At 48.7% G+C, this 23,740-nt stretch carries 6 protein-coding genes; all 6 read right to left on the minus strand.

Annotation, left to right across the window (positions count from 1 at the left end; genetic code table 11):
* Positions 1-10: 10 nt before the first annotated feature.
* Positions 11-13,006, minus strand: coding sequence for a non-ribosomal peptide synthetase (locus tag Xsto_RS00460; protein ID WP_169926563.1), 12,996 nt, complete (start codon positions 13,004-13,006; stop codon positions 11-13).
* Between the two features lie 132 nt (positions 13,007-13,138).
* Positions 13,139-13,927: an amidohydrolase gene (locus Xsto_RS00465; protein ID WP_099123757.1), complete on the minus strand. Its 789-nt coding sequence runs from the start codon at positions 13,925-13,927 to the stop codon at positions 13,139-13,141.
* 29 nt (positions 13,928-13,956) lie between these two features.
* Positions 13,957-15,189: an SDR family oxidoreductase gene (locus tag Xsto_RS00470; RefSeq protein ID WP_099108417.1), complete on the minus strand. Its 1,233-nt coding sequence runs from the start codon at positions 15,187-15,189 to the stop codon at positions 13,957-13,959.
* Between the two features lie 42 nt (positions 15,190-15,231).
* Positions 15,232-15,999, minus strand: coding sequence for an SDR family NAD(P)-dependent oxidoreductase (locus tag Xsto_RS00475; protein ID WP_099108418.1), 768 nt, complete (start codon positions 15,997-15,999; stop codon positions 15,232-15,234).
* Positions 15,996-19,052 carry a PfaD family polyunsaturated fatty acid/polyketide biosynthesis protein gene (locus Xsto_RS00480; protein ID WP_099123789.1) on the minus strand — a complete coding sequence of 1,019 codons (3,057 nt, stop codon included), beginning with the start codon at positions 19,050-19,052 and terminating at the stop codon, positions 15,996-15,998. The genes Xsto_RS00475 and Xsto_RS00480 overlap by 4 nt, the downstream gene beginning before the upstream one ends.
* A 62-nt stretch (positions 19,053-19,114) precedes the next feature.
* Positions 19,115-23,563 (minus strand): hotdog fold thioesterase, encoded by a 4,449-nt coding sequence (locus Xsto_RS00485; RefSeq protein WP_099123758.1) that lies wholly within the window; start codon positions 23,561-23,563, stop codon positions 19,115-19,117.
* Between the last annotated feature and the right edge of the window lie 177 nt (positions 23,564-23,740).

Raw genomic sequence — 23,740 nt, forward strand, 5'->3', positions numbered from 1 at the left:
ATTGTGTTTTTTATTTCCGTCCGCGTACGACACGTTTTATCGTGTTGTACTGTGTATTCTTGTCGATCACCTTTCCGGTCATACGAGAATCCAGAAAATGAGCAAGTTGCTTAATTGTCTGGTGTTGCAAAAGTTCAGCCAGAGAGAGCCTGACTGCCAGTTGCTGTTCAATACGGGCTGCAATACGTAAGGCATGTAGTGAGTGCCCTCCCAGAGCAAAGAAACTCTGATCACACCCAATCTGTTGTTGTCGTAGCACTTCACACCAGATATCCCGCAGATGGTTTTCCAGTGCCGTTTGCGGAGAATACGACGCGTTTTCTTCTTGCGGTTGACGGGAGAGATGTTTCAATCCGGACAGGTGTTCCGGCAAACGCCCCAGCAAAGCCCGATAATCAATCTTGCCATTGATGGTCTGCGGCATTTCATCCATTGGTACAATGACATGCGGCAACATATGAGTTGGCAGATACCGGCTGAGGAAACCGAGTATTTGTCCTGATATTTCTGATAGAGAGTCGGAAGGTATACCGTCATTTACGGTTGGCTTTAGTGAATCCGGTTTCAGAAACTCAGGTTTAAGAGACACACAAGCCACCAGCTGCATGTCTTCCTGTTTACCAGAATATACTTTATCGGAATAGGTAAGCAGTGCACTTTGCTGTACATATGGATGCTGCATCAGTTGTGCTTCAATCTCCCCCGGTTCTATCCGGTAACCCCGAAGCTTGATTTGCCGATCACGGCGACCAAGATAGAGCAGTTTCCCATCCGGTAGAGCACAAACCCGATCCCCCGTGCGATAAACCCGTATGCTTTCCTGTGTTCCACCTTCCAACGGAACGGACAATGTGATGAATTTTTCTGCTGTTAATTCAGGGCGATCCCAGTAACCGCGCGCCACTCCCAATCCACCGATATACAACTCACCGACCATGCCAAAGGGAGTCGGTGACAAATCATCATTCAGGACAAACAGACGCGTGTTGGCGATAGGTAAACCAATCGGCATCATGCCCTGTAAATCCTGTTGTTTGTCCGCACGATGGACACAGCAGCCGACGACGGTCTCCGTCGGGCCATATTCGTTGAATACACCGATATCTCCTCCGTCCGGCAGCCATCCCTGTACGGTTTCACAACTGAGCGCATCACCTCCGATCACCAATGAATGCACATGGGATCTCGCGGTAGCATCCAGATATTCCGATAACACGCCCAGATGAGCCGGCGTGATTTTCAATAAATGGCGATCTTTGGATGACGGTTGCTGTAATGCCGTTGCTATCGCGGCAATATCCGCGTCATCCTTAATCACGGTGATGGTGCCGCCATGTAACAACGGCAGGTAAAGACTGGTCAGGGTAGCATCAAAGCTGACGGAAGAATGGAACAGGCTCTGAGTTCCGGTCGTCACCTGATAACGCAAAGCGGCATCTGTCAGATAGTTAATCAGGCTGTGATGTTCAATCATGACGCCTTTCGGTGCGCCTGTGGAGCCGGAGGTATAAATCAGATAGGCCAATGCACTGGCGTCATCAATGACCGGAGGTAACGCGCTCGATGGTAACTGCTCTGTCTTCTGATCCAGAGCCAAAACAGCGATATCATATGTAAGATTGGCAGCCAGAGCCTGATAAGTCAGCACCAGACAGCTTTGGCTGTCTGACAATAAATAAGTGACCCGCTCCGTGGGATAAGACGTATCAATCGGCACATAACAAGCGCCGATCCTGCTGACAGCCAGCATCGCAGCGATATAATCCAGACTACGGGGTAAATAAAGCGCAACTCTGTCTCCCGCTTTAACCCGATTGTGGTGCAAACGCAGGCTAATCTGTTCAGCCTGCTGCGCTAATTCGGCATAACTGACCTGCTGATACCCATCAATCACAGCAGTCTGACGGGGAGAATTCTGAACCTGACGGGCAAACAGGCTATACACATTCCCGACAAAAACAGGCAATGCTTCCCCTTGCCATTGTGTCAGTAGCTGCTGCTTTTCCCGTTCGTCCAGCAGGGCAATATCGTCCGGTCTTCCCGTCATATTATTGATTAACTGCTCTAACAGGCGGATAAAATGCCCTGTCAGACGGGCCACGGTAGCGGCATCATACAAACCTGTGTCGTACACCAACGTACCATGCAGGCCGTCAGAAAATGATGCCACCAGCACCAGTGGATAATTCGTGCTTTCCGTTGCCTGAGTAAATTGGAACAGATTTTTCCGGGCATCGCCCTGTTTGGGTTGCGGGTAGTTTTCAAACACCAGTAACGTTTCAAACTCCGGCAGTTCACAGGCTGATTTCAGATCAGCCAGCGAGATATCACTGAATCTTTCATGTTCCCGCTGCTGCTGTTGAATAGCGTTCAGCCAGTCTGTGGTCGTCTGATAATGGTGAGTAACAATATGGATTGGCAGTGTGCTGATTAACAGCCCAACCATTTTATCAATGCCGGCTAATTCTGCTTGTCGGCCGGATACCGTCATACCGAACAGACACTTATCCTGCTGGCTGTAACGCTGTAACAATAAAGCCCATGCGCCCTGTACCAACGTATTGATGGTTAAGCGGTAACGGCGGCCTGTTTCAGCCAGCCGCTCCGAAAGTACGGAGGGCAACCGGAAGGTATGACGTTGTTTTAACTGACTGGCCGCCCTGAGCGGATGAGCAGCGGGCAAGGATGTGGCTGCGCCAACATCAGCTAATTGCGCCTGCCAGTATTCCTGACACGCTCTGCGGTTATTTTGTTGCCAGCGAATAAATGATCGGAATGCCGGCGCGGGTGGCAGGATACTATTCAGAGGCTGAGAAGCCTGCTGGTAAAGAGATTCAACGGCTGTCAGTAACAGCCTGACTGACCAGCCATCAAGAATGGCATGATGATGGCTGAACAGAAGCCGTATCGCCTCATCCGGCAATTGCAGCACGGTGATGCGGAACAGCGTTCCTTGTTCTGGTGTAAATTCTTCTGCCTGATCCGCTGCCAACAGGTTCTGATAATGTTGCTCAGCTTCCGGTCGGCTATAAGACCTTAAATCATGTTGACGCCAGTCCACTTCCTGATTGGGCGTGACAATCTGCAACGGCTGACTGGCAAGTCTCATTTCAAAACGGCTGCGCAGAACAGGATAGTGGTCAGTTACTTGCTGCCATGCTCTCTTTAAGCGGGAAATATCTATTTCATGCTGACTGAGGGTAAAGCAGAGTTGTTCGTGATACAGCCCGTGGCCCTGCTCTGCCATTGAATGGAATAGCATCCCTTCCTGCGTGTAAGTCAGCGGGTAGATATCTTCCATTACGCCATACCGTTGCTGCAACTGGTGCAGGGTTTCCGCATTCAGGCTGGCAAGCGGGAAATCAGATGGCGTATATGTTGTCAGGGTCTGAGCCACGCAGTGATCTGTCAGCAGGAGAAGCTGCTCTTTCATCACCATCGCCAGTTTATTGATAGTTTCATCCCGATAACACTGACGGTTATACGTCCACTCTATCTGTAATTGCCCCTCATCAATGTAGCAATCTACTGCCAACGCATATGAAGCGGTATTATCCGCGGCATAACGATCATCCAGCACCATATCTGCAACACCCTGTAATGGTGTCTGATGGAAGGTACGGGTAAATTGGCCCAGATAATTGAAGCAGATATCAGCCTTCGGAATTGCGGGCAGTTGATGATTGGCATTTGTCTGGGAATAGCGTAATGCACCATATCCGGTGCCGCTATAAGGAACCTGACGCACGGCTTCTTTCACTCGTTGAATCAATTTATCCGGTGAACAGAACGCTGGCAGTTCCAGTAACAGAGGATAAATGGCGGTAAACCAGCCAACTGTACGGCTGACGTCCACATTTTCATGCAGACTTTCCCGCCCGTGCCCTTCCATATCCACATGCAGCAATCCGGAACCACTCCACTGTTGCAGTGTTGCCGCCAGCGCTGCCAGTAATAAATCGCCTACATGGGTGCGATAGGCATGTCCGGTGTGCTGCACCAGATTCGTGGTAACAGAAGGCGCTAATGCCAGCCGGTATTTAGCCGATTCTCTGACTAAGCCGGGGAACGGTTTTTCTCCCTGATCGCAGGGCAGAGCAGGCACGGCCTGATTCAGTTTTTGTTGCCAGAATCGATATTCTTCCTGAGCCTGCTCAGACTGGGCGTAATCGATAAGATGGGATGACCAATTAATCAAAGAGGCCGTTTTTGTCATCAGGGTCGGTTTTCCCCCTGCCAGCATTGCCCGGTAATAGTGGCTTAAATCTTCGGTCAGAATACGCCATGAAACACCATCTATGACCAGATGGTGAACGGTCAGCAACAAATAATCTCCTTCAGTGGTCATGAAATGAGTTGCTGTCAGTAACGGGCCATGCTCTATATTCAGTTGGGCCTGCCGTTCAGCCACGGCTTGCAGCAGGGCTTTTCTCGCCGGAATTGCTGTGATCCGACACCGCTCTATCGGCAATATTGTGACCGCTTCACCTATTCTTCCATAACTCCGGCCCTGCTCACCTGTCAGCGGGAAACGTGAACGCAGTCCATCATGTTGATTAACTACCAGTGCCAATGCCTGCTCCAGCCGCGAAATATCTGTTTCCGGCTCCAGAGCATACAGGTAGGACTGATTATAATGGTGCGGATTAGCATGGTGATGGGCAAAGAACCAGCGCTGAATTGGCAACAGGGCATACTCTCCCTGTACGGATTGAGCATTGTTTTCGGCTTTACCATCAGCATTATTTGCCTGTGCCATTTTACTGTTAGGGTCTTGTGTCACGACAGCGGCTAATCCTGCAATAGTTGGATAATCAAACAGCATTTTTGGCGTGATCCGCAGGCCAATTTCCCGCCCTCTGAACACAATTTGCAGGCTAAGAATAGAATCTCCGCCCAGCACAAAGAAATCATCATCAATGCCCAAGTTTTGCTGATCCAATACTTGTTGCCAGATTTCTGTCAGCTGTTTTTCCAGTGTTGTCATCGGCATCCGACGATGCGGGTAATCAGGTTGTTCGGGTAACGTAATCTGTGCCAGACTTCTGCGGTCAATTTTGCCATTAGCCGTCAGTGGCAGTACTTCCTGTATGATCCATTGAGTCGGGCACATATATGCTGGCAAGCGCTGGCTCAGTTCTTGCCTCACATTTTCTATCTCTGTTACAGTCTGGCCTGCCACCGGTTTGTTCATGACCAGATAAGCAACCAGATGCTGACGACCATGAACGTCTCTCATCCCTACCGCTGCCTGAGCCACACCCTGACAGGCTGAAAGTTGAGCCTCTATTTCTTCCAGTTCAATTCGGTAACCGTGCAGTTTGATTTGTTGATCTTTGCGTCCCAAAAATAACAAATTGCCGTCCGGCAGATAACGGGCCAGATCACCTGTCCGATAGAGTTTTTTCTGTGATGATGAAGAGAAAGGAGAGGTGATAAAGCGGCTTTCAGTCAGCTCCGGACGATTAAAATACCCTAGCCCTACGCCCTCTCCGCCAATATACAGTTCCCCCACGGAGCCAAACGGCACCAACTGCTGGCATTCATCCAGCAGGTAAAGCTGTGTATTGGCTATCGGACGGCCGATCGGCAATGCGCCATCACCTTTTATCTCTCCGGCTAATATGTCGTAGATACAGCAGCCTACAGTGGCTTCCGTCGGGCCATATTCATTGATAATTCTGACTTGTGGTGCATGTTGTCGCCAGAAGCGCAGGGAACTGGCAGACAAACTTTCTCCGCCAATGACCAGCAGAGGTATTCGCCCTGCCTGTTCCGGTGATAACTGCTGGCTCAGCAGTTCCAGATGGGCCGGAGTGATCTTCGCCATTGTTAAATCCGGCAACTGCTGCCACGCCTGAATTAATGCCGGAATATCATCTCTTTCCGGCAGAATAAACAGGGTTTGCCCCTGTAATAACGGCAGGAACAGGCTGGTAATAGTGGCATCAAAAGAGATAGAAGCATGGAGAGTATTTCCCTGTCTGCTCCTGTCTCCATAATATTCGCAGGCATGTTGGAGATAGTTTTGCAGCCCACGATGCGGAATGATCGTACCTTTTGGCCTGCCGGTCGAGCCGGATGTATAGAGAATATAGGCGGGCTGCTCCGGTGAAATCACAATATCAGGATTAGCAATATTCCCCTGATAATCGGTAACGGCTTCTGAAATAAACGGTTCAGGATTCAACAGAATACTTTGCTGCGCTGGCAGAGCTAATCTGGCCGACTGCTCATGGTTGGTGATCACCCGTGCGACCTGTGCATCTTCCAGCATAAACCGGGCTCGCTCTGCCGGATAAGTGCAGTCAACAGGCACATATGCTGCCCCTGTTTTCAGAACAGCAAGGATCGCCACAACCAGCATGGCGGAGCGCGGCAGACAGATCCCCACCAGCGATCCCTGACCAATACCCTGTTTCAGTAAATCATTCGCCAGCCGATTAGCATGTTGGTTGAGCTGTTCATAACTCAACGTAAACTCGGTTTCGTCTTGTTCCCGCAGGGCAATCGCCTGTGGCGTCCGGCTCACCTGTTGTTCAAATTGCTGGTGTACCAGCGGATATAGCAGTGGCTGAGCCGTGGAATTAAGTTCGTTCGCCTGCTGCTGATATTCTTGTGGTGACAACATAGGCAACTGATAAATTGGCTGCTCTGGTGTATCACACAAGCTGTTCAGCAGACGGACATAATGCGTCACCAGTTGTTCCACCATTTCCGGTGCAAAGCACGTCTGACGATATTCCACGGTTAATAACAGGCTATCCGTCATTTCCGGCTCAGGCATCTCCTGAACAAACAACGTTAAATCGAATTTAGCTTCTGGATTATTTATCGACTGACTGTTTATTGTGCCAGTCCGGCATTGCTGATTATGCTGCTGTGCATTGAATACAAACATGACTCTGAACAGCGGAGAAAGAGAGCGTTTTTCCGCGGGTAATACCGCATCCACAACCTGCTCAAACGGTACATCTTTGTTCGCCATTGCCTGATTCAGTGTCTGCACACTGCTATGCAGGAACTCAGTAAATGACAGCCTGATATCCACGTTCTGACGTACGGCCAGCGTATTGAGCAATAATCCAATCACAGATTGCAATTCGGGTTTATCACGCAGCGATACAGGTATCCCAACGACAATATCCCCCATTGCGTCACCTTCCCCGCAGTAGCGCTGTAATAAAATCTGGAACGCCGCCATCATCAGGGTAAACAGTGTTGTATCCTGCTGTTTTGCCAGCCTGCGCAGGGCGGCGGTCTGTTCACAGGAGAGCGGCAGACGGTGATAAGCCGCTTTTACATCGTCAGTCCGTTCAGAATGCTGTTGAGGGAATGTCGCTACCGGTGGCAGGTGATGATAGACCTGACGCCAGTAATCTAACTGGCTATGCCAGATTTTCTGGGCTTCTGTGCTGTGTTCCCATGCGGCAAACTGCATATAATCGGGGGCTGCTGGTTGAATGGCGTTTTCTTCTGCCAGATACTCTTCTGTCAAATACAATGACAGTAACTCATTATCCAGCAGCGCCAGTGACTGCTCATCCACCAGAATATGATGCAGGCAGACAATCAGTGCGCTGCCTTGTCTTGCATCCGTGACCAGCAATAGCCGATATAACGGTTGTCCGATCAGCTGAAAGGGCGTTTCCGCCATATGCATGGCCCGCAGTTGTAACTGCTGCTGCCATTCCTGCTCATTCTGTACTTCGATAATTTCGTGCGGGCAATCAGGTAACTGCTCACTGTAGTATTGCCGTGGTGTGGTTCCTGCCATCCGTAAACGCAGATTGAGCAATGGATTGCGACGAAACAGCAACATGATGCTGTTTTGTATCCGTTCAGCATCTCCGCAGTTTCCGGTTGTGTTGGTCGGTGAATCAGCGCGGGTAAACGTTTTGATACTGGTGATGTGATGACGGCAACTATCAGGGTATAGCTGATCAAGGAACCACATCCGTTGCTGGGCAAAACTCAGCGGAGCTTCATGCACGGCTTCCAGATGCAGAGGATGAACACGGGCTGTTAAATCGGCTTTTTCTGCCAGCCGCATCGGAGTACGGCAGATAAACACATCACTGACTCTGAAATACAGCCGGAACTGCTCAGCCAGCATAGCGACCATTTTAGCGGCCAGCAGTGAGTGTCCGCCTGCGGCAAAAAATGAGGTATTACGTCCAATCCCCTGATGCCCCAGCAAATCCTGCCAGACCTGAATAATAGCCTGTTCTGTGGCGTTCTGAGCGGGTTCTGCAACGATTTCGTTTTCCTGCCTGACGGGTTTGGGAAAACGCTTTCTATCTACTTTATTATTCGGCAGGCGAGGAAATTCGTGCAAAAACACATAGCAGGAAGGGCACATAAATTCCGGCAATAAGCCGTTCAGATACGATTCAATCTGTGCCTGATCAAGTTCAGACCCCGCTTTGGGAAGTATATAGGCGACGATTGCACTGGCATTCAGGTAATCTTCCCGTACCATTGCCACTGCATCAGAAATAGCAGAATACTGGCGCAGGGCACTTTCAATTTCGCCAAGTTCTACGCGATAGCCACGAATTTTTATTTGCTGGTCAATGCGCCCCAAATAATCAATATTGCCGTCAGCTCTGTAACGAGCCAGATCGCCGGTGCGATAAAGGCGGGCCTCCGGTCGGGAGCTGAACGGATCGGGGATAAAATGAGATGCAGTCAGGTCAGGCCGATTCAGATAACCCGCCGTCACACCCACCCCGCCGATGTAGAGTTCGCCCGCAACACCAATCGGCAATGGTGCCTGATATTCGTCCAAAATCCAGACCTGTGAGTTGGCGATTGGGCGGCCGATATGAATCTGATTATCATCTGTCGTCAACTCGGCATTCGTCGTCCCCACTGTGGCTTCCGTCGGGCCATAGGAGTTAATAAAACGCCGGTTTTTCCCCCACTTATGCAGCAAATCCGGCCCGCAGGCTTCTCCGGCGACGATCAGCACCTGCAAATCCGGTAAATCAGCCACAGGCAGTGCAGCCAGTGCCGATGCAGGTAAAGTGACATGAGTCACACGTCGGGTAATAAGTTGCTCCAGCAGATCAGGGCCGGGCATGATAGCAAGGCGGGAAGCCATTAATAATGTGCTGCCGCTACAGAACGCCATCAGGATTTCCCAGACGGAAGTATCGAAGCTAAAAGAAGCGAACTGGAGTATCCGGCTATCCGGCGGTATAGCTAAAAATTCCACTTCCGTTTCTGCCAGATTACAGACTCCGCGATGGCGGACAGGAACGCCTTTCGGTTTGCCGGTCGAGCCGGAGGTATAGATGATATAGGCGGTATTTTCAGCCCGGACATCTACCTGTGGATTATCAGTACTGAACGCAGAAAGCTGAGGCATCAGCGTTTCAAGACAGAACAGAGGAACATTACCGTCCTGATAACGTGACACAAACTGCTCCTGTGTTATCAACAAGCGTAGCCCCGCATCTTCAATCACATGAAGGCTGCGATCCAGCGGGTAGTCAGGATCAATCGGCACATATACCCCACCCGCTTTCAGGATCGCCAGAAAACAGATCACTAATTCCAGTGAACGCTCAACACTCAATCCGACACAAATTTCAGGCCCGACACCTTGTTGAATCAAAAAACGAGCCAATTGGTTGGCGTGCTGATCCAATTCAGCGTAAGTCAGGCATTGCTGACCGAATTCAACGGCAATGGCATCAGGTACTCGTTGTACCTGACGTTCAATAAGCTGATGCAGCGCAATATTATCGCTGAAAGGGCGTTCCGTTCGGTTCCATTCAGTCAGTTGCTGTTGCTGGCCGGGGCTGAGCAGGGCTACACGCCCTACAGCCTGTTGTGGCTGGTTCATTAATTGCGGCAGGAAATAACAGAAGTTTTCCGCCATGCGAGAGATAGTTTCCGGCAGGAAACGGTCGCTGGCATATTGAAATACGCCCTGTAATTCTCCGTCTTCACACCACATTTCCAGTGCCAGCTCATATTTGGCAATTTGCACATCCCAGTGGCGTAACGGAGAAAGTTGTACTGCCCCCAGATGTTTGTGGGTAACGGGTGTGTTTTGGTAGGTAAACAGGGTCTGAAACAGTGGCGAGATCCCCGGATGATGATTATCTTCACCTCCGTTTTTTCCTGAACTGTTTTTTCCTGAATCCTCTTTGAGCAAAAGTAACAACTGGCTGAGGGGCAGATCCTGATGTGCAATCGCATCAATGAAGGTAGATTTAACCTGTTCCAGCAAGTGTTCGAATGAATGACTGAGATCAACCTGATTGCGTATCACTAATAAGCTGAGTAACAGGCCAACCGGCTGCTGCTCCTCACTATAATGACGATTGGAAACCGGTGTTCCCAGCAGAATATCGCTCTGACGTGAATAACGAGCCAGAAATGCAATAAATCCCGCCTGTAAAATCAGATAAGGCGTGACGCCATACTGATAGGCCAGTCTCTCAATCTGTTTATGGGCTGCTGTGGGCAGACTAAAGGACATATGTCGTCCCCGATAACTGCGGACGGCGGGGGTGGGAAAATCATAAGGCAGCTGGAGTAACGGCAGTGTTCCTGCCAGTTGTTGTTGCCAGTATTCACGGGCCGCCATTCCGGTCTTCCCGTTCACCCGCTGATGCTGGATACGTACATGTTCCCGCTGACCATAATGAGATGACCGGATAGTAAGCTCTTTTCTTGCCTGCAACTGCGTGTAATTTTCCAGTAATTCATCCCACAACTGTCTGACTGATTCTTCATCCACAATCAAATGATGAAAAACCAGTACAATCAGATGATTGTGCGGTCTCAGTGTCAACCCTGCCAAGCGTAACAATGGTGACTGAGCTAATTCAAAGGATGAGGAAGCAAACTGGCTGATAATATTTTCTGCCTGCAATGATGCCTGCGCACCGTATCGGGTCAGATCCTGCCAGAGAATATCGGCAGAAACAGTCGCTGCTATCCGGGCGGAAATCTCGCCTTCCTGCATGACAAAACCGGTTCTCAGCACATCATAACGGGCAAATAAAGCATCAAGGGATTGCTGTAAACGATGCTGATCCAGCGCTCCCTGCCATTCGGTAACATAGGCCATATTGAAAATCGGGAGGTCAGGAACCGTTTGTTGGATCAGATAAATGCCCTGCTGTTCATAACTGGCTGTATGTAAATCTGCCGTTATCTCTTCTGGCTGTTCGCTGGCATGCAGCATGGCCGCACATTGGGCCAGTGTCGGCTGCCGGAACAGATCACTGAAATGCAGTTTCAGCCCCGTTTGCTCCCACACCTGAGCAATCATGCGGATTGCCTGTAGAGAATCACCTCCCAGAGCAAAGAAATTATCGTCACGTCCAATCGGGTCAACATGCAGTAGTGACTGCCAGATAGCTGCCAGCTTTATTTCCGGTTCGCCTAGTGGAGGAACCGGATTCTGCCGGTAAATAGAGCTGTGGCGAATAGTCGGTGCCTGTAATGCTTTACGATCAATTTTTCCATTGGATAACAACGGGAATTGTGACAGGAACTGATAATCAGCGGGGCGCATGGCCGCAGCCAGATTGGGTGACAGATAAGTCTCTAATGCCGTCTCTGTCACTGTTGTCTCAGGAACCGGACGGATAAAGGCCACTAGCCTGACACCCTGTGGTTGCTCAAATGCCTGCACAATGGCCTGTTGTACCGCAGGATGCTGTTCAAGCAGGCTCTCAATTTCTGCTGTTTCAAGGCGCTGCCCGTTGATTTTAATCTGAAAATCATTTCGCCCAAGCAGGAGTAAATTCCCCTGTTCATCAATGCGTCCCAGATCACCGGTACGGTAAACCGGCTGACCGGCCAGCTCTCCATGTTCCGGTGTGATAAAACGTGCATTATTTTCAGCTCCCGATGACAAATAACCGGCACTCATATAGGGCGTGCTGATCCAGATCTCCCCTTCCCTACCGGCCGGAACACTTTCTCCCCTCTCATTTACCACGGCGATAACGGTATCATCGATGGGCTTACCGGCAGGGATCAGTGACCGCTGTCTGTCTTTCTCTGTCACCCGATAACAGACTCGTGCCAGTGTGGTTTCCGTCGTTCCATACAGATTGATCAATTGAGCCTGCGGTAACCGGCGCTGATAAAACAGATCCACCAGCGAACCTTTCAACATTTCTCCTGACAACACCGCATAGCGCAGAGACCGGAGGTCATGAGAAGATTGCGGACATTCCAGTAAAACCTGAAACAAGGAAGGAATGAGATGGGTAATGCTGATTTGCTGTTCACGCATCCAGCCAAGCAATTCCTGCGGTGAATAACGGATATCATGAACAGTAGGAATACACAGGGTTGCACCGTTCAACAAAGGCAGCAGCATATCCCGCAGGAAAGGATCGAACATCTGATTGATCAATTGGCTGACTTTGTCAGCAGGCGTCACTCCCAGCTCACGGCTTTCCCAATGGATAAAATGCAGCAGGCTGTCTTCGCGCCCTAAAATGGCTTTGGGCTGTCCGGTCGAGCCAGAGGTAAAATAGACATACGCCAGTCTGTGGTGCTGAATGTCACTGTTATGAATCCGGGTAGGCAATGCGTTTTCAGCTACTCTGACAGGCGGGATGATTGAATGTTGTTCCTGAGTTTCATCCGCTAACATTTCATCTGCCAACACCAGCGAATAATCTTCGGACAAATGTTCCAGCAGTGGCAACCACTGACGACAAGTCACAATCGTTGTGCCACGAAATTGGGCCAGCAATGTGGCAAGACGTTGTTCCGGCAGTTTTGGTGATAATGGCACAAACACTTTGCCTGCTTTCATAATGGCTAATGCTGCGGTTATCAGAGAAATACTCTCTTCCATCAATGTCATGACGAACTGACTGCCAGCCTGATCATGCAACGGTTGGCTGAGTCTAGTTACGTGCTCTGACAGCATGCGATAGGTCAGACTTTCATTTCCCTGTGTCACCGCGATATTTTCCGGGAAACGTGCAGCAATTTGCTCAAACTCGGTTGAAATCACCATTAGCCATCTTCCTTCAATTAAAAACATTCGCTTTGAATTAAAACAGTTGTGTAACCAGACAGCCCTGAAACGTGCCTTACAACGATCCTTTTCACATGATCTTTTTAAGACGCTTCTTTTAAAGCGCGTCTATTAAAACGACGGTGGAAAAACAAAAGGATCAGCATCTTTCAAGAAAGGAAAGCGTTCTCTGGTTTCCCGAACATGGGCAAGAGAGATGGTCATGGTTTTTACTGCTTCGGTTTCTTTTTCGTGCAGCAGGATTTCACCTAACGGATCAACCAGCATGGAATCCCCCGTATAGTCGAGCTGGTTTCCGTCCTGTCCTACACGGTTAACGCCGATGACATAGCTCTGGTTTTCAATTGCCCGTGCCTGCAACAGGGTACGCCAGTGCAGAGAGCGTCTGGCTGGCCAACTGGCGATATAAAGTGCGGCATCATATTGTTCGTTAGTATTGCGTGACCATACCGGGAAGCGCAGGTCATAACAGATAAACGTGGCGATTTTCCACCCTCTGTACTCTACGATCAGTGGGGTATTGCCCGCGGTATATTCGTGATCTTCATGAGCGAAAGTGAAGAGATGTTTTTTGTCATAATAGGCAACGGAGCCATCTGCATTGACCCATAACAGACGGTTATAGAATTGCTGGTTTTCCGTGATGATCATACTGCCGACAATTGCACAGTTTTTCTCAGCAGCCAGTTTTTTCATCCACAGAACACTGGGGCCATCCATTGTTTCTGCGATAGCCTGCGGCTTCATACTGAATCCGGTCGTGAACATCTCCGGCAAAACGATGAGATCACTCTCAACCAGCTGCGTGATGTAGCCTTCTATGTGTTCCCGGTTTTTTTCTGCATCTTCCCAAAACAAATCGGTTTGAATTAATGTCACACAGAGATCTTGTTCAATCATTGTAAACTCCGTTTTAGTTCGTATTTTTATTACAAATCTGCATCAAACAAATTTTCCATATAACCGCTACCCGCTGACAATGAGCGGATTTCGGCCTGTTCACCCTGCTGTTGAGGTGATGGAATAAAGTTATTTTCAATCAGGTAGTTCACATAACAGGAAAGCAGTTTTTTATCTGATGGCGGGCATTGAATACCGCTGCCACTGAGTAAATCTGTCGTTATTTCGGTAGCATATTTGGCCGTTTCATTCATTTCTCCACCACCATGAACCAGCGCCAGCAAATCAGTAAAAACTGAACGATAAGGTTGCCCATTGAGATACAGGCAGCTTTGGGCTAATGCTTCCATGTAAACTTCATTTTTGATGGTTTCAATGCGGTAACCGAATTCCCGCAGGAAAGCGACAATATCGTTGTATTTGATTGGATTAGGCGTCGTCAGGTGAAGGGTTTTGCCGTTAAATTTGTCGATATTCAAAATGGCATACAATGATGCCTGCGCGATGTAATCAACAGGTGTAATATCGAAATCGTCCGTTGCACTAAAAGTCAGCCCGGTTTCGACCAGCGCCCTGACCATTTCATAATAAAGACCTTTGACTCTGGTATTTCTCAGTGGGTAATTGCCATTGGCGCTATCGCCCCAGATGTTACCCGGACGCACAATGACCCACCTGAGTCCTTTTTCCCCCGCACGGTGAACAGCCTGTTCTGCTTCAAATTTCGTGCGCTCATAATCCATGTCATCGAATCTCTGCCCCACATCCAGATCCGTTTCATGCATGACAAAGCCATCACGGTACAGGTTTTCCCCCACGATACTGAAACTGGAGGTATAGAGCATGGGGATATCACCCCGCAGACAAAATTCAATAACATGACCCGTTCCCGTCACGTTGACGGCAGCAAGACGGCTATAAGATGCGACCAGATTTGTCCAGGCAGCACAATGGATCACCCTGTCAATTTTACCGGCCAGCTCAGAGTAAAAGGGTTCTGTCAGCCCAAGATTTGTTTCTGTAATATCACCCAATACAGGAATAATGCGATGTAAACTGTCGCGGCTCCGTTTTTCCGGATCGTAGGTAAATAAAAAATCTTCCAGACGCATCAGTGCCTGCTGATTATTTTCAGCTCTTGTCAGGCAATACACATTCGCATCAGTTGTCATCAGAATTTCAAGTAAAACTCTTCCTCCCATAACACCCGTTGCACCGGTCACCAGAATGTTTTTGATATCCTTTTGAGTATTGTTGAGCATGTTCATCCTCTACACTATCTACGTTAATGGGTTAAACAGGTTTCATATGGTGCCGACGCGCATTCCGCCATCCAGCGGGATCACCGCAGTATTGAGATAATTGGTTTTACAACTCGCCAGAAATCCGACAACTTCCGCCACATCATCGGATGTTCCCCAACGTCCGACAGGTACAATGGAACGTACGATCTTATCTTCCGCTGCTGATTCCATTGGGCTTGAATTGACAAACTGCTCCAGCATGTCAGTTTTGCAGACTCCCGGAGCAATCGCGGTTACGCTGATATTAAGAGGCCCCAGTTCACGCCCCCAGGATTCGGTGGCAGAAATCAGCCCTGCTTTTGATGCACCATAGGCCGCACCACCCGCCGCTCCCCAAATACCGGCAATCGAGGCAATGTTAATAATGCGTCCGTATTTCTGCGCTGCCATGTAACGGACAAAAATCGATGTGCAGTTAAAGGCGCCTGTCAGGTTGACATCTATCATTTTGGCGACTTCCGGTAATCCCTGACCTGACAGGCAGAAAGTCCGGTGAATAATGCCGGCATTATTCACCAGTACCGTGATCGTTTTACCCCATGTTTCAGTGATCTGTTGTGCCGCCTGCTCAACAGAGGCGGGATCAGTAACATCCATTTCAAATATCGCCAGAGATTCCGGCTGCCCGAGACGCTCCTTAAGGAGCGTCAGTTTTTGTATGCTGATATCTGTTGCAGCCACCTGATAACCGATATCCAGCAAAGTTCTGGCAATCGCGGTGCCGAATCCCCCACCAGCCCCGGTTACAACAGCAATCTGCCGACTCATCCGGTGATCCCTTCTTTAAAAGCGATATCAATCACTTTACGGGCATTTTCCATGGCATCGAAAATCCGCTCTTCGAAGAAACGTACGTCATCCTGTGACATCAGCAGATTGGGGTACATACGGGACAATGGAGAGAACTGAATGCCATAGCGTTTGGAAATTTCACGGATGATGATGTCGCAGAATTTGACTTTATCGCTGTAACCTTCAGTAGACATAACCGGTGTATTCTGAGAGTGATACACCAGCGCCGTCGGCATACCCTGTACTACCAGTGGTAAATCGACAGCTTCTGCCGCTTTCACAAAGATATTCGAAATCTGGCGCATGATATCGCCCATCCGGTCATAACAACCGGGGTCCTGTTCAATCAGGCTGAAAGTGGTTTGAATGGCAGCCAGTCCGAGTGGATAACCGTTGAAAGTTCCGGCGTGAATAACTTTGCCGCGGGTATAGAGATTCATAATATCCCGACGCCCGGCAATGGCAGAGATTGGCATGGCTCCGCCTCCCAGCGCTTTACCAAATGTCGCCAGATGAGGTGTCACACCCAGTATTTTCTGTGCTCCACCCAGCCCGATACGAACGCCGGTAATGATTTCGTCGAAAATAAGCACGATATTGTATTTTTCACACAGTGCTTTGGTTTTCTCCAGATAGCCTTCGACTGGGAAAATACCCCCGCCATTAATGCAGATCGGCTCCATCAGAACGGCACCAATTTCATCATGGTAACGCTCTATCGTCGCTGTCAGAATATCAATATCATTCCACGGCAACATAAAAGACTGATCTGTCATCACGTTAGGATCACGTCCCAATGTATCCAGCAGATCACCCTTGAACTGCTCCGGCACCGGATAAGTCAGATCCTGTTTCTTACGCCAACCCATGATATTGTCTGCATTACCATGATAGTGACCGTGGAAGCGGATAAAACGGTTTTTACCACTAAAAGCACGGGCGAGACGCAGCGCATTCTGTACAGCTTCGGTTCCGCTCAGGCAGAAACGCACCATTTCAGCACAAGGAATATGTCTGACCATCGTTTCACAGACAGCAACTTCCAAATCACAGGTATCAACGGAAGTGACTTTATTCATATATTCGATCAATGAGCTGTTGTAAGCCTCATTGTGATGCCCGACCAGTAATGCACCGAATTTACAAAACATATCCAGATGTTCGTTACCATCCAGATCCCATACCCGGGATTTTTCCCCGCGATTAAACGGGATCACTAACGGACGCTCAGGATCACCAAAGTTATAGTGCGATCCTCCGGGCATCAGATCCCAGCATTTCTTATAAAAGCCTTTTGAGTTATCCAGACAGAGTTTTGTTGAAGCATCCATAGATTCTTTACTCCTCACCTTTGATTTTTGATCAGGTTCTGTTTTTTGATTAGATTCTATTTTTTGGTCAGGCATTTGTTTTGTAACTATTTTTTCTGTAACGCTTTGCTCTGTAACATTTTGTTCTGTGACACACTGTTCTGAGCTGTATTGCCCATGATTCAACAACAGATGCTGTTTTATCTGTTCAGGTACAGCAACATTGAGTAATTCGAGTAATGCTATGCGGGTAAGGCAGGCCGCCCCATTCATCAGAAGTCTGGCAATGTCGCTGACGTGCCGGTTTTCAACCGCCTCAAAAGGAGTCCCTTTCAGCCATTCATTCATGGCCCCCATTGCCGCACCGCACCAGATTTGGTAATCCATATTGCGCACAGGATCGCCGGTAATCGCCCAGCGTGACGACTGACCGAGATACCACTGGAATACCAGCGCCATTTTTTTCTTTGGCTGTTTTTCTGCTTTGACGATAATGTCGGGCTGATGAGTTGAGTGGAAATAGTCGATAGTTTCTTGCCAGATGTCTGACAGCGGTTTATGAAATATCTGTTTTTCCAGCAACGTTATTTCTTGCTCTGGTAAATCATCCAGACTGTCATATTGTTTATACAGGCTGTACAGTTTCTGTGCCCGTACGGCATACATACTGCCTTGTTTCAATACCTGTACTTTGGCACCCAGTTCAAACATGTCCGCTGATGGCGCGGTAGCAACGTCACTGATACGAGCCTGCCCCAGCATTTTTTTCACGGCAGAGGATGTTCCCGCTTCCACACAACTCTGGTTGACTGAGCCGGTGACGACATAAGCCGCTCCCAGTGCGAAAGCAGACAGAATGGCATGAGGTGTTCCCAAGCCTCCTGCTGCGCCGATCCGCACCTGATAACCGATTTGGCTTTCATCTGCCGCAATTTCATCCCGTAGTTGTACAACCGAACGGAAAATACAGGCCAGTACGCCCTGATCGGTATGCCCGCCGGAATCACCTTCTACGGTAATATCATCTGCCATTGAAACCTGACGGGCCAACTCAACCTGTTCAGCCGTAATAAGGCTGTCGGCACGCAGTTTTTGCAGCAGATTTTCGGGTGCCGGGCGCAGAAAATGTTGGGCGACTTCCCGACGGGAAACTTTCGCTATCAGGCGATGGCGACGCAACACGGAGCCATCTGGCTGTTGAGCCAGCCCACTGACACGATAATAAACCAGTGCCGGACTGAGATTGATATAAGCTGAAGCCTCAATTACCCGAACCTGATTTTCTATGCACAGACGCACACAGGCCATTTCCCAGTCAGGGTTACCGGGGTTATGCAGCAAATTTACCCCGAACGGCCCTTCCGGTAATGCCTGCCGGATACGGGCAATCGCTGCGGTAATCCGGGGAATAGGCAAACCACCGGAACCAAAGATCCCCAGAATTCGTTGCCGCCCCAATGCAATAACCATCTCTTCAGAATGGATACCGTTTGCCATTGCACCGGCATAGTAGGCGTAGTCCACACCATAATCCGCCATAAAACCGGCATTCCCCAGACTGCCTGCCGTGATTGCAGGCAGACTCCCCAGCACAGTAACCGGGTCTGTTATTGGTTCATCCGTTGATCGCAATTCCGTTGATAGCAATGAAATAGAAGTGCCGGATTTAACTACCCTCAGTTCAGCGCCCAAATCCTGCAAGCGAGGAACACTTTCCATCGATAAGGGGTGTTTTAATAAACTGTTTTTTAACAAGTTTGACGAAATAGCTTTCGGCTGATTCATTTTGCGGCTTCCTGTTCCGGCTCTGCCGTTTGCTGTGGCTGACGACGGATGTACTTCACCCCCATGTTGTCACTGATACCTACAACATTGCCGCGATAAAGGGTTTCTGCGATGAAAAACAAGGTGATTGAATCCAGTGTGCCGTCCTGCTGTTTATCAGCGGTATAGCGGGCATCAATGGATTTACAGGTCAGCCGGAATTGCAGTACATCCCGCGTACATTTCACTTCACCACGGAATTTGGCGCTGGTCGTATGTTCTGTCAGTGTTTGTGCTTCCAGATCCGGCAGAGAATGTAATCCGAGATAAAACAAGTAGAATTTCATCAATTGCTCTGAACCTTCTACCAATAGTGTTCCCGGCATAACCGGATCATTTTTGAAATGTGCCCTGAACGCCCAGTGTTCAGGATCGATATCAAATTCCCCCACTATCTGCCCCAGACCAAATTCCCCCCCCATTTTGTCAACGCTCAGGATCCGGCTTAGCATACGGGTATCCGGCGTACACAGGTTCTCGCTATGAATACGCCCATAGCCGGAACCGAAACAGGCAGACAAATCCCCATTCATAACATGCGTGATATCTTGTTGATTAAATGTGGTTTTATCGCAGTGCAGAAACGCGCTGGGCAGGAATTCAGCATACGATGCCGTTTCTTGTATCTGTCTGTCTGGTAATGGTTTCTCTGAGGAAGGCTGATCAGATAATAAAAGCGTGAAAGGGCTTTCCGTGTTCGCGACTTTAGCTTTAGCGAAATAAGCCTTGCTATCAAAGGCGCCCGCGTTTTCGATTTCCTTACGGCTAAAGAAGCCCGATGTGGCCACCAGCCGGAAAACCAGACGATCCCCCACGTAGCAGAGATATTCGTAACCCGCCAGAAACCGGCTTCCTACCCGTATGACAGAAGTGATATTGACACGTCCGCGTAATATTTCTCCTGTTTTCGGCATGTCGCTGTAAATTGTCGTGCTACAGTCAACCGCGCGGTAACAAAGCTGCCCTTTGAACAACATGTCACAACCAATCACGGTAAACGCGACAATCATCGCATGGGATGATTCCAGCGCGACAAACGAAGGAACGCGACCATTCACGGCATACCATGCATTTTCAGGAATATCGTATTCCCATTCGATGTAACAAGGTTCCAGCTTGTCTTTAACAGCAGAAAGCCCCGTAATACGGGAAACAAACATAAACGGAGGGGATGGCATACGAGTACGGATCGGATAGTTATCGACTTCGGCATAATCCGCTCCCAGTATTTTTGCCACGCTCCCGTCGGTCAGCTCCAGTAGTTGATGCTCATCAAAAATAACAGGGGCAGCTACTGCGGTTTTCTTCGCTATTGGCGACGCCTGGTTGGTTGATTTTATATCCGTGGATTGCGCTAAATTCTGCTTTATCAATTGATAAAATGTCTGTTCCAGTTGCAGATAACACAACTGAGTACGGGCATTGCGTATGAAATGGCTCACTTCCGCTGGTGGAAGGGCTGGTTGAGTAGTTTCCGTTTCTTTTGCTGATACGGCCTGTTGTTGTACAGAAATGGCTCTCAAAGGTGCGAAACGGGCTAATGTCTGCTCATTGAGAATAAATTCTTCTACTGTTTTTTCTCGTGCGGTATAAGTCGTCACTTTCAGACCGGGCTGATTTGATAGCGATGGCTGTGTCAAATGCACTCGTTTGCCGTTTTGTGGTTCACTTAAAATGACATGGCTGTAAGAACGGTCAATCCCTAAGTGGCTGATGGCTGCACGGCGCGGAGCACCCTCTGAAGCAGGCCATTCCTGAGTCCGTACCGGTAAATGGAATTTACCCGCAGCATGCTGGGCCAGTGCTTGTCTCTGAGGATAATCCGGTAATATCGGCAAGTAACACTGTGCTAGTTGCAGGGCGGATTTGATAATGGCGAGCAAACCCGCAGATGCCGATAAATGACCATAATTTGCTTTCAGCGTACCAATAGCGGCGGAGGGTTTTCCGTCTGGTGTGCCATAAACCCGCCCGAGTGCGGACAGTTCCGTCGCAATCTCGCCGGATCTGCCCCCGGCATACAGTTCAATATAGCCAACCTGATCCACACTACAGCCCGCAGCAGTCAGGCTTGACCGGGCAGCAGCAACAATCGCGTCTTCATTGATTCGGAAATCAAGTGAATGGTCAGGCACGTAACTGATGCCAATTCCATCTAACATGGCATAGGCCGATGTCTTCTCCTTGATGACATCCTGTTCACGTTTGAGGACAATCACACCTCCCCCGTCTCCGACTATCTGATTTCCATGCTCGGATTGGTGATCCCATAACACATTTTCCAGACTGCCACCAAAACTGCTACTGGCGATCATAACTGCATCCACATGCTGTCTGCTCAGCATAAACTGCGCCAGCTCCAGAGCTTTAAAGGGGGAGCTTTCTTCATTATAAAGCGTAAAGGCCGGGCCATTCAGTTTCAGATGCGCAGCCAGACGGCTCGCCACAATATTACCAATTCCGCCTGTGATGCCTTCGGGATAAGGTTTCGGGAACAGGCTATCTTTAACAATTTCCTGCAATGCGATGGTATCTTCTGCCGATAGCTGAATGCCGTGGCTCGCTAAACTTTGTTCCAGCTGCCAGCTAATTTCATTACGTATCTGATAACGCAGGCAGCTGTAGTCAATGCCTCCCGCCACAATGACAGCGATATTTCGTTTGCTGCCATCCAGCTGATATCCCGCATCAAGAAAAGCCCGCTCCGCAATAGGTAACAAAAATAGATGGCAGCTTAGATGCGCTCCGATAACATTGGGCGGTAATTTGAATTTCCTGCAATCAACGTCAAAAGTTTCAATATAGGAGCCTAACGGTGGCTGACTGATCCCGCGCATCGCCAGAATATCCGGGCGTTTTTCCATGCCAATCCAACGGGTTTTCGGCAGCGGATAAAAGTGTTGGGTTCCCTGCTGTAACGCCTGATCCAGCGTCTGGTTATCTTCCGTTTTTGCCAGATGAACACCAATACCAACAATCGCCAGACGTTCCGTTTTCTGCATTTTTTGCATCTGGGAGGGTATACAGGCAGATCGCCGTTCAGGACTATCTTCACTGATGACCATATGCCCGTTGACACCGCCGAAACCAAAAGCATTAATACCGGCCCTTTTGGGACGATGACGCTCAGGCCAGGGTCTCGCCTGCCGTACGATATGACTGATATTAAGCTTGCCTTGCGGTGTCGAGACCAGTTGATTGACCCGTGGCGTGGCGGGGATCAGATTATGCTGCATGGCTAACAGCACTTTCAGCAGACTACCCATACCTGATGCCGTCAGCATGTGGCCATTGATGGCTTTATTCGCACCAATTAATGGGATGTTTTCACTTTCATCCGAATTTTTACTACCACTAAAAAAGGCTTCAATCGTTGACAGTTCGATTTGATCGCCGATATTGGTGCCGGTAGCATGACATTCAATGTAATCAATTTCCCGCAGACAGTTCTGATAGGCTCGCTCCAGTGCAATATTCTGTCCCTGTTGATCCGGCACCAACAAATGTTTAGTACCAGCATCATTAGATAACCCAATGGCTTCAATCACCCCATAGATTTTATCGTTATCACGAACTGCATCGGAGTAACGTTTGATAGCTACAACGCCAACACCTTCACCGGCTTTTACCCCTTTGGATGATTTATCAAAAGGAATAGAATCCCCTTTTTCCGGGAAAACCTGCAATATATTAAATCCGTGATCGATATAAATATGATCCACATGACAGATTGAGCCAACCAACATCATGTCAGCCTTATGACTGAGAAGATAATCCGCTCCCAGTTTGATGGCATACAATGCTGATGCACAGGCGGCATCAAGGCAATACCGAGGCCCGGCCAGCCCTAATGCTAATGCAGCAATTGTGGCGTTATAGCCACCGGTTATTAGATTCTGCTCAGAATGATTAGCCTGAGGCCAAAATTGATTAAACTTAAAATTCGGTTGAGCAATTAATTCCTGAATATAAGGCTGTAATATTTTGTGATAAAACGGATTCATTAATTGTTTAGTGGAGTGAGTCGGCATACCGATACTGCCAAGAATTAATCCGGTTTTTTGCAAAATATTTTTATGCTGGCGATAGCCACTATCATTTAATGCCTGATCTGCGGCATAAATTGTCCATTTAAATAGATCATCCAGTGTATTTAATTCTTCTTCCGGCAAATGATAACCTTTGCCATCAAAATGAAAATCACGAACATGACCATTATTAATATAATTAATTGTGTCAGGTTTAGCCGCTTCAGAAGAATAATAACAGGCCGGATCAACACCTAATTCCTGAGCGGATAAAGGGGTGGAACAATCTTTTTCATGTAATAGATTATCCCAATATTTTTCAGGGGAATCCGCGCCGGGAAATAAACATCCGACTCCAACAATAGCAATATGTTCCATAAAGGAGAGACTCCTTAATATGATAGCGTTTCCCTGAGCGGATATTTTCGTTCAGGTCTATTATTTTATTATTTACAAGCCATAATTATTTTTTGCTATACACTTCGTTTTTCAAGGTGCATTTTTGTCGTCGGCGCTAACTTACCACTACGACGCACCTTGAAATCCGTTAAAGTA

The organism is Xenorhabdus stockiae, from assembly GCF_002632825.1.
Classification (GTDB): domain Bacteria; phylum Pseudomonadota; class Gammaproteobacteria; order Enterobacterales; family Enterobacteriaceae; genus Xenorhabdus; species Xenorhabdus stockiae.

Bases quoted from the DNA above. Each gene is read 5' to 3' on its own strand.
- Xsto_RS00460 (WP_169926563.1), bottom strand. From the start codon at position 13,006: ATGGTGATTTCAACCGAGTTTGAGCAAATTGCTGCACGTTTCCCGGAA.
- Xsto_RS00465 (WP_099123757.1), bottom strand. From the start codon at position 13,927: ATGATTGAACAAGATCTCTGTGTGACATTAATTCAAACCGATTTGTTT.
- Xsto_RS00470 (WP_099108417.1), bottom strand. From the start codon at position 15,189: ATGCTCAACAATACTCAAAAGGATATCAAAAACATTCTGGTGACCGGT.
- Xsto_RS00475 (WP_099108418.1), bottom strand. From the start codon at position 15,999: ATGAGTCGGCAGATTGCTGTTGTAACCGGGGCTGGTGGGGGATTCGGC.
- Xsto_RS00480 (WP_099123789.1), bottom strand. From the start codon at position 19,052: ATGGAAAGTGTTCCTCGCTTGCAGGATTTGGGCGCTGAACTGAGGGTA.
- Xsto_RS00485 (WP_099123758.1), bottom strand. From the start codon at position 23,563: ATGGAACATATTGCTATTGTTGGAGTCGGATGTTTATTTCCCGGCGCG.